Raw genomic sequence first — 14,753 nt, 5'->3', positions numbered from 1 at the left:
TCGCCATGTTCGGATTCAATTTTGTGAAGTTTCAGCCAAGCGATTATGTGATCAAGGTGAGGGATGGGAAGGTGATCCGGGAAGGAATCGGCCTTTCTTTTTACTATTATGCGCCTACAACCTCGGTTGTTGTCCTGCCTGTATCCTCGATTGATGTACCGTTCATGTTCGAAGAAATTACGAACGATTACCAGACGGTAACGGTGCAGGGCCAGCTGACCTACCGGATTGTGGACTACCATAAAACGATGCAAATTCTGAACTACACGTACAATCTCCGCCGCAAAAGCTATATCTCCGACGATCCCGCCAGGCTGGCGCAGCGTGTCATCAATATCGCGAAGGTGCTGACCAAGAAGCATCTGGAGCGGATGCAGCTGCGGGAAGCGATCCAATCGAGCGAGCGGCTGGCGCAAAGCATTTCGGGAGAGATCGGGAAGAATGAGGAGATCGGGAAGCTTGGCATCGAGATCATGGGCCTGTCCATTCTGGCGATTCTGCCGAATAAGGAGACGATGAGGGCGCTTGAGGCGCAGGCGCGGGAGGACATTCTCCGCAGCGCGGATGACGCGCTGTATGAGCGCCGCAATGCTTCCATCGAACAGGAGAGGCGCGTGAAGGAAAACGAGCTGAGCACCGAAATCGCCGTAGAAACGAAGAAGAAGCAAATCCGCGAAGCGCAGCTTGACGCCGAGCGCAGCGTGAAGCATAAGCAAAATGAGATGAAAAAGGAGCAGCTCCAGTTCGATACGGCTCTTGAAGAGCGCAAACAGGAATTAATCACGCTGGCCGCTGCCAATAAGAGAGCCGAAGCGGATGCCAGGGCATATGAGCTTGCTGCGGTGATGAACTCGCTGCAGGGTGTTGCGCCGAATGTGCTGCAGTCGCTTACCAACATGGATATGAAGCCCGATAAGCTGATTGCGATCGCCTTCCAGGAGCTTGCGGAGAACGCGGACAAGATCGGCCAGCTGAATATTACGCCGGATCTGCTGCAGGGGTTAATGTCGGCCCCGGCCGGAGGAGGCACGGAAACAAGGGGAGCTGGTGCGCGATGAGCAGTCGGACAATGGAGCACAAGATCATTTTGGTCAAGCGCAAAACCCGCCTCGAAGAGCTGGTTGTCCGCTATAATACGATCCAGCAGGCAAAGTTTACCATTGAACGGCTGGGTGCGGATTTCAGCGACTATATAATAGAAGATGAGCGCTACCGCGAGGCGGCTGCCGAGGCGCTTGCCGGGCTTACGCCCATTGGCCGGGTACAGGTGATCGAGCGTGAGTATCTGCCAAATTTCATCTTTGGCGGGCAGGATACCATTGTTGTTCTGGGCCAGGACGGATTGGTCGCCAATACACTTAAATATGTGACGGAGCGTCCGGTTATTGGTGTTAATCCGGACCCTCTGCGGTGGGATGGCGTGCTGCTCCCCTTTACGGTCAAGGATTTGCGGCTGATCGTACCGGATGTGCTGCATAAACGCCGGAGCATCAAGGAGGTGACGCTGGCGAAGGCGGAGCTTAATGACGGCCAAACCCTGTACGGAGTGAACGATCTGTTCATCGGCCGCAAAACGCATGTGTCAGCCCGCTACCAGCTGACGTTGGGCGAGCTGACCGAGCAGCAATCCTCCAGCGGCGTCATTGTTTCCACGGGCATGGGCGCTACCGGCTGGTTCAAAAGCGTTCTGACCGGAGCCGCGGGCATTGTCCGCAGTGCCACACAGCAGCAGCTCGCGCTGGAGCCGGAGCATGCAAGCCGGACCATGGCATGGGATGCGCCGCATCTTTATTTCACGGTCAGGGAGCCGTTCCCGAGCAGGACGACTGCTGCCGGGCTTGTCTTCGGGCAGATTGCGGCAGACTGCCCGCTGCGCATCACGTCGCAAATGCCCGAGAACGGCATCATCTTCAGCGACGGCGTGGAAAGCGACTTTCTGGAATTCAACTCCGGCATTGAGGCCGTGATTGGCGTTGCGGACAAGAAGGGGCATCTGGTGGTATAGCCCGGCGGCAGGACTGCCGGATTCGGTGCCTCGCGCAAGGTATAACGGTACATGATGGCAGTCAGTCTCATGAGTTTTTCCAATGTTTTGCAATCATATCTGGTGTGTCCATTAAGGCTGTGGTACCCTAAATATTAGCACAAGCGGTATCTTTTACGAATGTGAACAACTGTGGTTATGGAGCTGCCTAAGAATGAAGAATCAATTGATCGGCATTGTCGCGGGCATTGCGTTCGTTCTCATATTACCCATATTCTGGTTTGTTCATCTGATGCTGGAGGAACAGGGACAGGTGCATGCGAAAGCAGGCATTATGGACCTTTCGAGTTGGCAGTTTGACAAGGACGGTCTGGTGAGTCTTGGCGGAGAATGGGAATTTTACCGTGGACAGCTGCTGGAGCCGGCTGATTTCCGGAACGGGGTCAGGCCGGAAAATCCGGTTAGAGCGGTAATACCGGGGGACTGGAATGATTATCTGTCAGAGAACGGCGAAGAGGCCGCGACAGGCTACGGCACTTTCCGCCTGCGCATTCGTTTGCCGGACAAGGAGACGGGAACGGATTTGTACGGCATACATACGACGAATATCAGGATGGCCAACCGGATTTTCATCAACAGCCGCGAGGTCGGAAACAGCGGCGATCCGGGTGCGCTGAACCGGAAGGGCGGGCAGGGCAACATTCCCTATGTAGGGTTTGCCGAGGTAGAGGGGAATATGGCGGATATCCTGGTTCAGGTATCCAACTACAGCTATGCGACGGGCGGTATGATCTATCCGATTCTCTTCGGTGACCAGACTGCCATCGTTGTGAGCAGAGAGTGGAAGATGACCGCTGATCTTGCCGCTGCTGTAGGCATGTCGATTCTGGCTTTATATTTTCTGGTCATCTATCGCGCACGGAGGGGAGAGGAGCAGGGACTGCTTTTTATCGGCGCATTTTGTGTCAGCGCGCTGGTCTATGTACTGACCCATGGGGAGAAGCTGGTGGCGAATCTGCTGCCCGGGCTTTCCTATGAGCTCGTGATGAAGCTGCAGGCCACTTCCCCGGTAATCGCCTATTATTGCTTGTTCCGTTACGGTCTCGCATTCGGCACGGGGAAATTCCATGCCAGGTTTTATCTTGCCATCAACATCCTGATGGGGATTCTGCTGCTCATCAATATCGTCATTCCTATAGGGCTGTTTGCCGTTAGCAGTGTTATGATGACGGCATTCTCGCAGATTGTGCTTCTCTACGGCATCTATCATCTGATCCACGGCATTCGCCACCGGAGAGAGGATGCGCATTATATTCTGCTCAGCATGGCGAGCATTCTGGTTCTTGTGGCCGTAAGCTGCCTGAATGTCCTTGGCTTGCTGGACGATCAGGTGTTTGTTCCCTACGAGATGCTGATGTTTATTATTTTACAGGCCTTTCTGATGGCCCGGCGATTCGAGAAAACGTTCATCGAAGTAAGGCAGCTGTCCAGGAGACTGCTCACCATTGACGGCTTGCGCGATGAATTTCTGGCCAACACCTCGCATGAGCTTCGTACGCCGCTGCATGGCATCATCAACATGGCGGACTCCTTGCTGGAGGGAGCTGGAGGGGTGCTGAGCAGCAAACAGAGCCGGGATCTGGCTACGATCGCCGCAACGGGAAGAAGCCTGAGCTTCCTGATCAACGATATCCTCGATTTTGCGAAGCTGAAGAACGGGGAAGTCATTCTCTACCGCCAGGAAGTGGATTTGCCTTCTGTTGTTCAATCGGTGCTGGAGGTCATTGCGCATCTGGCCGGGGTCAAGGATATCCGCTTCATTCAGGATTGGCCGGAGAATTTGATGCTTCTGGATACCGACGAGGAGAGGCTTCGGCAAATCCTCTACAACCTGCTGGGCAATGCGGTGAAATATACGCCAAGGGGAGAAATCCGCATCTCGGCGCGGGCGCAAGGAGCCTATGTGAGGGTGGAGGTGGCCGATACAGGCGCGGGAATTCCGAAGGAACGGCTTGAGGATATATTCCAAGCCTACGATCAGGGCAGCCATGCCGGGAACCGGGAGTATGGAGGCACAGGGCTTGGACTGAGCATCACCAAAAGGCTGGTCGAGCTAGGAGGGGGTCAGATCGGCGTGGAATCGGATTCGGGGCAGGGCGCTGTATTCCATTTCACCCTGCCAGCCGCTTCCCGTACCAGGTCCTCCCTCATGGCGGGAGATGCCCGTCAGGAAGCGGCGGCTTCCTTGTCACCGGACCTGGAGTCGGATGCCGCGCTGCCGGCCCCGGCCATGAGCAAGGTGAAAGAACCGGCGAACAACGAAGGCACCATTCTGGTTGTGGACGACAACCCGGTTAACCTGCAGGTGCTGGAAAATCTGCTGAGCATCACCGGCTACAAGGTCATTAGGGCTTATGACGGGGAAGAAGCGCTGGCCGTGATCGCCGCCACTCCGCATCTGGATCTGGTCATCACGGACTGGATTATGCCGGGGATGTCGGGGATTGAGCTGTGCCGGGCGATCCGCATCCGCTGCTCGCTGTTCGAGCTGCCGGTGCTGATGCTCACGGCAAGGAGCCGGGCGGAGGATGTTCAGGCAGGCTTTCAGGCGGGGGCAAATGATTTTCTGAGCAAGCCGGTGGAAGCGGGCGAGCTCAGAGCCCGTGTCGGTACCCTGCTGAAGCTGCGCAAGTCGGTCCAGCAGGCCATTCGCACAGAGATGGCGTTTCTCCAGGCACAGATCAAGCCTCATTTTCTCTATAATGCGCTGAATACCACGATTGCCGTATGTCCCGACGATCCCGAAAAAGCCATGCAGCTGTTAATTGAGCTGAGCCGCTATCTGCGGGGCAGCTTCGACTTTCAGAATCGGGAACAGCTGGCACCGCTGCACAAGGAACTGGAGCTGATTCAATCTTATCTGTTTCTGGAGAAAGCCCGATTCGAGGAACGGCTTCAGGTCGAATACGATATCGATGAGCAGAGCCGGACCCTTGTCCCCCCTCTGAGCATCCAGCCGATTGTGGAGAATGCCGTCAGGCACGGCATTATGCAGCAGGCGGATGGAGGAACGATCAGGATTGTCATTCAAGAGACGGAGCATGCCTTGAAGGTGTCCGTCACTGATGACGGTGTCGGCATCCAGCCGGACAGACTCGGCTCCCTCCTGATGGAATCGAAGAAAGGTGGCGTTGGCTTGATCAATATTCACAGCCGCCTGCTGACGCTTTATGGCAAAGGACTGCGCATCGACAGTGAATGGGGGCGCGGCACGACGGTCTCATTTGAAGTGCCGAAACCGTAATCTGGCATATACATTACAGCAGGGAGTGAGACTCATGCGCGCGATATTGATTGATGATGAGAGGCCGGCTCTCATTCAACTGGAACGGCTGATCCGCAGCGACGGCCGCGTTGAAATGACGGGGGCTTATCTGACCGCACAGGCCGGGCTTGAGCATATAGGCAGGGAGAAAGTGGACATTGTCTTCCTGGATATCGGGATGCCGGAAATGAACGGACTGGATGCTGCGGAACGTATACAGGAGCTTGATCGCAGCATCCGGATTATTTACGTGACTGCGTATGCCGATTATGCCCTGGAGGCATTCGACCTGAATGCGCTGGATTATTTGCTGAAGCCGATAGATCCCAGCCGTTTTTCCAAGACCATGGATCGGATATGCGCGTATTTAAGCGGCAGGGAGAGCCATCAGGAGGATAAGCCCGCGATGGAGAGTCCCACAGTGCTGTGCTTTAAGCGCCTGGAATTGAGCAAAGGCCGGCAAGCAGGGGACAGGCTCAAATTCCGCACGCTGAAATCCCAGGAGCTGCTGGCCTATCTGCTGCACCGCAAAGGCGAGTGGATCCCCAAGCAGCAGCTCACGGAAACGCTCTGGGCAGGCTACGAGCAGGATAAGGCCGTGACTCATCTGCATACCTCCATCTATCGAATCCGCAAGCTGCTCAAGGAGCAGGGAATCCAAGCCTCCGTGGAGTTCGCCCTCGAGAGCTATGCTCTGTTTGGGGAGGGGATTATTACGGATGTCGAGCAATTCGAAAGCATACTGGATGGACAGACGGGCATAAACAGGCAGAACCAGACTCTGTTCGATTACGCGCTGAAGCTGTACCGCGGCGAATATCTGGAGGAACACGACTATGAATGGGCCAAGACCAGGAGCAGCTGGCTGCAGATTCTGTTTATACAGGGCACATTGGATATGGCGCGTTACGAGCTCTCAACGGGGCAGGCGCTCCAGGCGCTTCACCGGCTGCAGGAGGCGAAGGAGAGGGAGCCTTATGACAGAGAGCTCTGTCTGCTTATCCTGAAGGCTTATTCTCAGCTCAAGGATTACAGGGAAATGAGAGACTATTACGAATCGTACAGACAGCTGCTCCGCCTGGATCTGGGCATCGAGCCGGATCAACAGGTTACCGAGCAGTACCAGCAGCTGCAGGCAGTCCACCATAGCCCCTGATAGAAGAGCTTTCCCGGCGAACATGCAGGTTGGCACGATAACGGATATCCATGCGCAGGGAGCAGATCCAGTAAGCGATTGCGGTAATCTTTGTGATAAGATGATGATAAACGAGATTACAAGGGGGATAAAATCATGAACCAGCAAATTTTCGAGATTGAAGGCATTCATCATGTCAGCTTGATTGTGACCGATCTTGAGCGGGCGAAGGCTTTCTATGAAGAAATCATCGGTTTGCAGGAAATGCAGCGGCCGCCGTTTGATTTTCCCGGCGCATGGTATTCGGTCGGAGAGACTGGCCAGCAGCTCCACCTGATTGTGCACGATGGCGAGACGCTGCGGACCCGCACCATCGATACGCGCGACGGTCATTTTGCCATCCGCGTTAATGATTATCAGCAGACAATCGACTGGCTCAAGCGCCAAAATATCGAGCATAAAGCCAACCCGAACAGCATTACCGGCTTTGCCCAGATCTTCCTGCTCGATCCGGACCGCAATATCATTGAACTCAACGCCGCGCGCCAGCCGGAATTGTGAGCTTCAGGACGAGGGCCAGGGAGGGGGATCCAGGCTGGATATTCCGTATGATTTGAACAGGATCGCAGCGCTGTTTAAAGAAGCCATGAAAGATAATCTGACCGGCGTTTATTTGCACGGTTCACTGGCTATGGGATGCTTTAACCCGGGCCGCAGCGACATCGATCTGCTGGTGGTTGCCAGGAAGAAGCTGACCGTGGAGAATCGCAAACAGATCGTCCGGAAGATATTAGCCCTTAACGATGAGCTGCCCGGTGCAGGCGGAATTGAGCTGAGTGTTGTCCTGGAATCGGAGCTGACAGACTTTGTTTACCCCACTCCCGTAGAACTCCATTACTCTGAATTCCACCGGGAAAAGTATCAAACGGATGAAAACTACAGCTGCAGCGATTACGGGGATTATGATCTGGCCGCACAGTATGCGGTTGCTTACGATCGGGGGACGGCATTGTACGGCCAGCCGCTTCGAGCGTTGTTCCAGCCTGTCAGGTGCCAGTATTATGTGGCATCCGTTCTTTATGATATTGAGAACGCTTACGAACATATCGTGGAAAACCCGGTATACATGACCTTGAACCTCTGCAGAGTATTGTACTTTCTCCAGGAAGGCGTCATATCCTCCAAGAAAGAAGGCGGAGACTGGGGGATAAAGACGCTTCCCGGCGCATATCACCCGTTAATTCAGCAATGCCTGGATGTTTATGCCGGATTAACGGACAGCATCGAAGCGGGAAGATCAGAATTAACGGAATTCGCTGCCTATATGAGCATCGAAATACAGAAAGCTGTCTGATGCTGAAGCGGGGCGCAGAATGATCACGTTTCGCCCATACGGGATCGTTGTATTCGTCACCATGGCGGCGATCATCGGGTTCAAGCAGCCTTATTCATTCCTGGGGCGGCCGCCCGCCCCTTCTCAGCTCCTGAATGGAGTAGCCGAAATCCATTTGCAGATGCGGATAATCCCGGAATTCCTCCCAATCTCCTCCCCAGGTGAAGCCAAGCCCCTTGGCGATGTCCACCACTTCCAGCCAATCAGGGCGGCCGCTGCCGTTCCCGTCATAATCCAGATCCCAGATCACGTCATTATCCTTGGTGCGCAGGGCAAAATCGATCGCCAGACCATAATTGTGGTAGGACTCCCCGCCCTTCACATTCGTTACGACCTGTCCGCTGCTGCCCCGTCCCTGCCGGTACAGCGCATTCTGCTCCTCGTTCGTACGAAGGCCGTCCGTAATCAGAATCGCAATTCCGATTTTCGCGGCTGCCGCGATCAGGTCAGCCTGTTTGGCTGCAACGATGGGATGCAGCGAGGTCACATCCGGCGCTGGCGAGGGCCATAACCGCTCAACTATTTCAGTGCCTTTCCACAGGCTAACGGCAGTTGCTGCTAAAATTAACCACATCAACATTCTGCGGCGTTTAGCTTTGTTTCTTGCTCTCACACCCGGCTTTCGGCGTCTCTCCGGCTGCCGGGTATGTGCGAGATCATTTTGCGGCATCGCTTCGGTTTCTCCTGTCCCCACACTGCAACCGTTAGCCAGCGGGCTTGCTGCAGCCCGGTTGTCAGTAATCATCTACTGCCTCATTCTATCATACTGGACGGATCAGCTGTCTCTTTGTTATGATGCCAGTAGGTTTTGAATCGTTTCGCGTTTTCTGGTATACGGACATATTTAAAACCATCGCGCAGGAACAGGCGGTGGTTTTTTGCATGATATTACAGACAGGCGGGGTACATAACATGAATAAAAGCAACCGTTCACGAATATTGACCGCATTCATTACCGCTGCTGCCGGAGGGCTGCTGTTCAAGCTGCTGCATATCCCGATCCCCTGGCTGCTCGGGCCGATGATCGCCGTCCTGATCGGCTCGAATCTGATGAAGGAGCGTTACGCATGGCCCGGCTTCTTCCGGAATACGGGGATGATTATCGTCGGCTACACGATCGGCTTGTCCCTGACCGCCGCAGCGCTGCGCCAGATGTACCATCAGCTTCCCATCATGCTGCTGATGACGGTGCTGCTTCTGGCTTTATGCGCAGGCATTGCCTGGCTCGTATGCAAGCTGTCCGGCATTAATTACAAGACGGCGCTGCTGGGCTGCATCCCGGGAGGGCTGACGCAGGTTATCGCCCTGGCAGAGGAGACAGAGGGCGTCAACATTACGATCGTGACGGTCACGCAGGTTATCCGGCTGATGATGATTGTGCTGTGCATTCCGGTGATCATCTTCAGCTCCATCATGGGACAGACGCATGCAGCAGTTTCCGGCGGGGGGACAGTGTCTGCCGCCCTGGCAAGCTGGAGCGGACTGTTTCCGAATCTGATTCTATTTGCGGCTGCCTGCACGGTATGCGCGATAGCGGGGAATAGAATCAAATTTCCGACAGCTTTCCTGCTGGGGCCGGCTATCGCAACAGCCATTCTCCAGTTCGCCGGCCTTGACGGCCCCCTGCTTCCTTCGCCGCTCATTAATGCCGCTCAGCTGCTGATCGGAACGTATGTCGGCCTGCTGCTGAAGCCGGGCCAGCTGCCAAGCAAGCTGCGCACATTGACCCTTGCTGTTGGAGGGGGCGTCCTGCTGTTGATCGGGGCCTGCGGACTCAGTTTTCTTCTCACCAAGCTTGAGCCCATCTCTATCTCGACGGGGCTGCTGAGCCTGGCTCCTGGGGGAATGGACCAGATGGGCATTATCGCCCACGAGATCAATGCTGATCTTTCGATGGTGGCCGGTTACCAGCTATTCCGCACATTTTTCATCTTTTTCGCGGTGCCGCCGCTAATCCGGATGATCTTTCATTACAGTGCGGAAAGACAGAAGCGGCTGAGCGAATAGGAAGCGGTAATGCGGCAAACAGCCTGTCCTTCGTGGACAGGTTTTTTTTGATGCATGGAAGATTGAAATCCCATCATACGCTGCTTGTATTTCAGAGGGATATGCTTCATCGCCACAGGATGGAAACAGCCGGGCTTGGAGGTGCGCTAATAGGAAAACAGGGAAATAAACCTGTCCATCAAATGTGCAAGGAATATAACCGTTTAAGGCCGAATAAAAGAAATAGGCTGGGCTTTTTTTGCTGTTTTTCGTATGAGGCGATGGTTCTGTTTATAACAATATGGTGAAACGAAATTATAGAATGGAAATGGATCGCGGGGGGGAGTTTGGGATGCAGAAGGTGCAAATCGATCATGTTGCGTGTTTCGAACAAATCCATACACATGCGCCAATAGGTGTAGCGGTGATGTCCATCGGTGGAAAGTGGCTCAAGGTCAATCCTGCCTTCTGCAGTCTCACCGGTTACACGGAAAACGAGTTGACAGGACTCACTTCTGCGGATATCGCCCATCCGGAAGACTTAGAGACGGAAGCGTCGGGAATCCGGACGCTGCTCGAAGGGGATTCGACTGTATTCGAAATGGAGAAACGATATAGAACGCGCGGCGGCAGTACGGTCTGGACCTCCACGCAGCTGTCACTCGCAGGTGATAAAAGGGATAATAAGCCTTTATATATTTTATGCTATATTCAGGAAATATCCCGGAGTAAAGTCAAAGCCGCTGAACAAGGAATGATGGAGGCCGGTGAGCTGTACAGGCTGATAACTGAACATGCTTGGGATATTATCAGCTGCAGCAATTCGGACGGCATCATTCAATACTGTTCTCCATCGGTCCGTGAGCTGCTTGGCTACGAGCCGGAAGAAGTGGTAGGACAAAGCAATATTGAACTCTATCACCCGCAGGATCTGGAATCGATCCAAGCCTCGCCTTTTGCGGATAATGGCATATTCACCTACCGGATCCGCCACAAGGACGGCCATTACCTATGGTTTGAAACCACAACGACCATAATCAGGGACGAGCAGGGCCGGATCCGGAATATTTTTGGAATCAGCCGGGACATCTCCGAGAGGAAGAACACCGAGGAAAATTTGGCGGAGGCTCAGCGCATTGCAGCTCTTGGCAGCTGGGACTGGGATATCATCCAGCAGGAAATCAGGTTTTCCGACCAGCTATACAGGATATTGAACCTGGACATCGGCCGCTTGCCTGACGACCTGTTATCGCTGATTCATCCTGAGGATCGGGAGCTGATTCCCAAACATCTGCAGGGAGCTATGAAAAGCGACAGCTACAGTGTGGAATTCCGCACTCTGCAGCCTGACGGATCGGTCAAATACTTGAATACGCGCGTATCGGTTACTTTCGACGAGAGCGGCGCACCTGTCAAGATGAACGGGATTACCCAGGATATTACAGAGAGCAAAAAGATAGAACTGAAGCTGCAGGAAAGCATTGAACGATATACATCATTAAAGAAATATAACCATGATGCCGTGCTTTCTCTTGATTTGGAAGGCAGTATTATCAATACCAATGCCATGGCCGAGAAGCTTACCGGGTACAGCATTCAAGAGATGATCGGCATGAAGGTGTCCGTCTTTATCGGCGCCGACAAATTAAGCCGCATCCTCTCTGATGATATAATGGCCGAACGGCAAATTAATGCCTTTAATCATAAAGATGGCCGTAGTACCGAGGTTCTGACGACATTGGCGCCGATCATCATCAATAAGAAGAATGTGGGCTGGTATATTATTGCGAAGGATATTACGGAGCAGAGGAAGCTGCTGATCGCCAAGGAGGCGGCAGAGAACACGAACAAAGCCAAAAGTGAATTTCTGGCCATGATGAGCCATGAAATCCGCACGCCGATGAACGGAGTGATCGGGATGACCGATCTTCTTCTGGAATCCACCAGCCTGGATGAGAAGCAGCAGGAGTATGTCCAAATCATCAGCAAAAGCGGCAATACCCTGCTCAATATTATCAATGATATTCTGGATTTTTCAAAAATTGAATCAGGCAGGACGGAAATGCTGGAGATCCCTTTCAATATTATGGATTGCCTGAATGAAACGCTCGGCATCCTGCTGCCCAGGGCCCAGGAGAAGAATCTCGAAATCCACACCTACTTCAGGAACAAATGGCCTGAGACACTGATTGGCGATCCCGAGCGGCTCAAGCAGGTGCTGATGAATCTCATCGGGAATGCTGTTAAATTTACGGATTACGGCAGCATCGCGGTTTCCATTGAAAGATTGACGGACGATGACGATCAGGTCCGGCTTAAATTTGTGATTAAGGATACGGGGATCGGAATCCCGCAGGAGAAAATCAAGCATTTGTTCGAGCCCTTCTACAGGGTGGATGATTTCATGATCCGCAAAACCGAAGGAACGGGACTGGGACTTGCGATCAGTAAGAAGCTTATCGGACTATTGGGCGGGGAAATCTGGGTGGAGCAGGCTGATAAGCAGGGGACCGTTTTTGCTTTTACCGTACGGCTGCGCAAGGCCGGGCAGCAGACCTCCCTTCAGCTGCAGGGGGCCGAATCGGAGGGAAATGCGCAGGGAAGCACCCAGCAGTCTCTGAACATCCTGATTGCTGAAGACAATAAGGTCAATCAGCTGGTCCTGCAGAAAATGCTTGAATCGCAGGGTCACCTGACAAGCATAGCGGTTAATGGCAGCGAGGTTGTCCAAATGGCGGGGGCAGGCAGCTACGATATTATTTTTATGGATGTGCAGATGCCGGTCATGAACGGGCTGGAAGCGGCGGAAATGATCAAGAGAACGCTGCCGCCGGAGAGCTGCCCCTATATTATTGCGGTCACGGCAAACGCACTGAAGGGCGATCAGGAGAAGTGCCTGGCCGCCGGCATGGATGCCTATATGAGCAAACCGATCAAGAGTGCTACAATTGCGGAATTCATTGAAGTGGCGAGAAGGAAAACCTCATAACCAGAATGAAAGGCCCGGTCAAATGGCAGCTAATCCCTTTGACCGGGCCTTTCCATTTGCCTTAATGTCATTTTCCCCGCTGCGAGGGAGACCGGCGGAAGCCAAACACCTTGAGATGAACAAGCCACTTGCTGGTCCAGTAAGAGAGAACATGCAGCAGGATGAGCAGCAGAATCAGCGGCTTGAACAGCACAAAAGCAATGAACCACAGAAGAAGCAGCTGCCATCTCTTCAATCGGGTCACAAACCGGGGCAGCAGCAGGATGCGGTAGAACCAATAGGATTTTTGCAGCATTTCCAGATACTCGGTGCGCGACTGTTTATTATCGGGATCAAGTCGGACGGCGGCATTCATCCGCTCTACCGCCTGTTTGTGCTCGCCGCGCCGATCCGCGGCCCAGCCCGTGTACAGAAGCACCTCGATATTCTCCGGTTCTTCCCGCAGAGCGGTCGTCTCTGAATCCCTCGAGGCGTCATGCTTGCCTGTTAAGGCAAGGGTATAGGCATGAACGGCGTAGTTAATCGCCGAATGATGAAGGGCGATGGCCTGCTCCAGCAGGACGCGGGCCTCCTCATACTTGCCATGCATAATCAGATACTGCCCCTTCAGCCGGTAAATATAATCCTCCTCCGGAAACATCCGCAGCATCTCGGAGCTTACCTGCAGGAATTTCTTCCACTCCCTGCGTTCGTAGGCAATGACGAGCATGATCCGCCAAGGGAGCTCGAATTCGGGGTCGCGCTTCAAGGCCTCTTCGCACCAATGGAGAGCTTTGCCGGTATCGGTAAACTGGTAGACGAAGGCCAGCATGCCGAGCGCCACGGAATCATCCGGAGCACTCCGGACCCAATCCTCGGCTTCGGTCAGCGCTTCCTTATAGCGTTCCCAAGCGACCAGCTGATTGATTTTCTGAAGGGTTTGCGTTTGCATTCGATAAGGCTGCACAGCGTCTGCACCTCCCGTCAGCGAAGCCGGTGCTGCTTCATATAATCCAGGACGACCTGATAATCTTTGTTGGAATCGCTGAAGGTGGCGTAATTCTTGGCCGTCTGGAACCACTCCAGGGTGGTCGGCTTGCGGCTTTTCAGGCTTTGCATCATATCCTCGCTGGTTATCGGCTGAATGCTGCCCGCCTTCAGGGACTGGTGCAGCGCAAGCTGCGTGGCATCGTCGACAAGCTGATTCAGATCCGCGCCGGAGAAATGGGTCGTCTGCCCGGCAAGCTTGCGGATATCAAGCTCCTGCTGCGGCTTGCCGGCCGTCTTCAGCTGGAGAATGGTGGCGCGCTCTTCAGCGCCTGGCGGCGAGACGAAGGAAAGCTGGTTGAAGCGGCCGGGACGGCGGAGGGCCGTATCCAGATACCAGGGCGTGTTCGTCGCTCCAATTACGAATACCTGATCATTAAACGATTCCAGTCCATCCAGCTCCAGCAGCAGCTGATTGACCAGCATCCGCTCGTGATGCTGCCGCATCTGGTGCCGGCTGCCGCCGAGAGCGTCGAGCTCATCGATGAACAGCACGCAGGGCTTCTCCTGACGGGCTCTCTCGAACAGGTCATGCAGATTATGCTCGCTTTCGCCGATATACATGGATAAAATGGCTTGAAGCTCGAGATGGATGAAGTTCGCGTTGATTTCGCCGGCAACCGCGCGGGCCAGGAAGGTTTTGCCGCAGCCGGGAGGACCGTAGAGCAGCAGGCTTCCGCCGGCCTGCTTGCCGAAGGCCTCGAACATTTCGGGCTGCTGCAGCGGCAGCACAAAATTCATGCGGATATTCTGCTTGACCTCTTCCAGCCCGCCTACATCGTCGAATGTCGTCTGGGGCTGTTCGGTCTCAATGAGCGATTGCTTGTCTTTATCAAAATGAATCACTTTCAATTTGGGGCGTTCGCTTCGCTTTCCGTCTTCAGACATGAGAATATAACTCCTCTCTTGGTGTAC

Annotated in this window: 11 protein-coding genes; 8 read left to right on the top strand and 3 right to left on the bottom strand. The window is 54.0% G+C overall.

The window, feature by feature from the left end; genetic code table 11:
* Window positions 1–5 precede the first annotated feature (5 nt).
* The 6 genes from AC0YNV_RS33670 (at window position 6) to AC0YNV_RS33645 (ending at window position 7,798) form a co-directional block, all read left to right on the top strand.
* Window positions 6–1,058, top strand: a complete 1,053-nt coding sequence (locus AC0YNV_RS33670; RefSeq protein WP_475771949.1) for an SPFH domain-containing protein — start codon at window positions 6–8, stop codon at window positions 1,056–1,058.
* Window positions 1,055–2,005, top strand: a complete 951-nt coding sequence (locus AC0YNV_RS33665; RefSeq protein ID WP_475771948.1) for a diacylglycerol kinase catalytic domain-containing protein — start codon at window positions 1,055–1,057, stop codon at window positions 2,003–2,005. Before AC0YNV_RS33670 ends, AC0YNV_RS33665 begins: the two co-directional genes overlap by 4 nt.
* A 193-nt stretch (window positions 2,006–2,198) precedes the next feature.
* Window positions 2,199–5,288: a hybrid sensor histidine kinase/response regulator gene (locus tag AC0YNV_RS33660; protein ID WP_475771947.1), complete on the top strand. Its 3,090-nt coding sequence runs from the start codon at window positions 2,199–2,201 to the stop codon at window positions 5,286–5,288.
* Window positions 5,289–5,322: 34 nt separating this feature from the next.
* Window positions 5,323–6,465: a response regulator gene (locus AC0YNV_RS33655; RefSeq protein ID WP_475771946.1), complete on the top strand. Its 1,143-nt coding sequence runs from the start codon at window positions 5,323–5,325 to the stop codon at window positions 6,463–6,465.
* Window positions 6,466–6,612: 147 nt separating this feature from the next.
* Window positions 6,613–7,005, top strand: a complete 393-nt coding sequence (locus tag AC0YNV_RS33650) for a VOC family protein (protein WP_475772012.1) — start codon at window positions 6,613–6,615, stop codon at window positions 7,003–7,005.
* Window positions 6,971–7,798: an aminoglycoside adenylyltransferase domain-containing protein gene (locus AC0YNV_RS33645; protein WP_475771945.1), complete on the top strand. Its 828-nt coding sequence runs from the start codon at window positions 6,971–6,973 to the stop codon at window positions 7,796–7,798. Before AC0YNV_RS33650 ends, AC0YNV_RS33645 begins: the two co-directional genes overlap by 35 nt.
* Before the next feature lie 94 nt (window positions 7,799–7,892).
* Here AC0YNV_RS33645 and AC0YNV_RS33640 read toward each other — a convergent pair whose 3' ends face one another.
* Entirely contained in the window at window positions 7,893–8,582 is a 690-nt protein-coding gene (locus tag AC0YNV_RS33640) for a M15 family metallopeptidase (protein ID WP_475771944.1), read from the bottom strand.
* Window positions 8,583–8,749: 167 nt separating this feature from the next.
* On the opposite strand from AC0YNV_RS33640, the gene AC0YNV_RS33635 reads away from it, so the two are divergent.
* Both AC0YNV_RS33635 and AC0YNV_RS33630 read left to right on the top strand, forming a co-directional pair.
* The gene (locus AC0YNV_RS33635; protein ID WP_475771943.1) at window positions 8,750–9,844 is read left to right on the top strand and encodes an AbrB family transcriptional regulator; all 1,095 of its coding nucleotides are present in this window, start codon (window positions 8,750–8,752) and stop codon (window positions 9,842–9,844) included.
* A 331-nt stretch (window positions 9,845–10,175) separates the two neighbouring features.
* The gene (locus AC0YNV_RS33630) at window positions 10,176–12,812 is read left to right on the top strand and encodes a PAS domain S-box protein (RefSeq protein ID WP_475771942.1); all 2,637 of its coding nucleotides are present in this window, start codon (window positions 10,176–10,178) and stop codon (window positions 12,810–12,812) included.
* Window positions 12,813–12,879: 67 nt separating this feature from the next.
* Here AC0YNV_RS33630 and AC0YNV_RS33625 read toward each other — a convergent pair whose 3' ends face one another.
* Together AC0YNV_RS33625 and AC0YNV_RS33620 are read right to left on the bottom strand one after the other, a co-directional pair.
* Complete coding sequence (locus AC0YNV_RS33625) at window positions 12,880–13,758, bottom strand: tetratricopeptide repeat protein (protein ID WP_210046246.1); 879 nt, start codon at window positions 13,756–13,758, stop codon at window positions 12,880–12,882.
* A gap of 17 nt (window positions 13,759–13,775) precedes the next feature.
* Window positions 13,776–14,726, bottom strand: coding sequence for an ATP-binding protein (locus tag AC0YNV_RS33620; RefSeq protein WP_475771941.1), 951 nt, complete (start codon window positions 14,724–14,726; stop codon window positions 13,776–13,778).
* Between the last annotated feature and the right edge of the window lie 27 nt (window positions 14,727–14,753).

It is taken from the genome of Paenibacillus sp. JT31N11 (genome assembly GCF_056269285.1).
Note: the sequence above shows the minus strand (reverse complement) of the source record. Positions and strands in the feature narration are given on the sequence as shown.

Excerpts from the sequence above, each read along its gene's own strand:
- AC0YNV_RS33670 (WP_475771949.1), top strand. The coding sequence starts at position 6 with ATGTTCGGATTCAATTTTGTGAAGTTTCAGCCAAGCGATTATGTGATC.
- AC0YNV_RS33665 (WP_475771948.1), top strand. The coding sequence starts at position 1,055 with ATGAGCAGTCGGACAATGGAGCACAAGATCATTTTGGTCAAGCGCAAA.
- AC0YNV_RS33660 (WP_475771947.1), top strand. The coding sequence starts at position 2,199 with ATGAAGAATCAATTGATCGGCATTGTCGCGGGCATTGCGTTCGTTCTC.
- AC0YNV_RS33655 (WP_475771946.1), top strand. The coding sequence starts at position 5,323 with ATGCGCGCGATATTGATTGATGATGAGAGGCCGGCTCTCATTCAACTG.
- AC0YNV_RS33640 (WP_475771944.1), bottom strand. The coding sequence starts at position 8,582 with ATGATTACTGACAACCGGGCTGCAGCAAGCCCGCTGGCTAACGGTTGC.
- AC0YNV_RS33635 (WP_475771943.1), top strand. The coding sequence starts at position 8,750 with ATGAATAAAAGCAACCGTTCACGAATATTGACCGCATTCATTACCGCT.
- AC0YNV_RS33630 (WP_475771942.1), top strand. The coding sequence starts at position 10,176 with ATGCAGAAGGTGCAAATCGATCATGTTGCGTGTTTCGAACAAATCCAT.
- AC0YNV_RS33620 (WP_475771941.1), bottom strand. The coding sequence starts at position 14,726 with ATGTCTGAAGACGGAAAGCGAAGCGAACGCCCCAAATTGAAAGTGATT.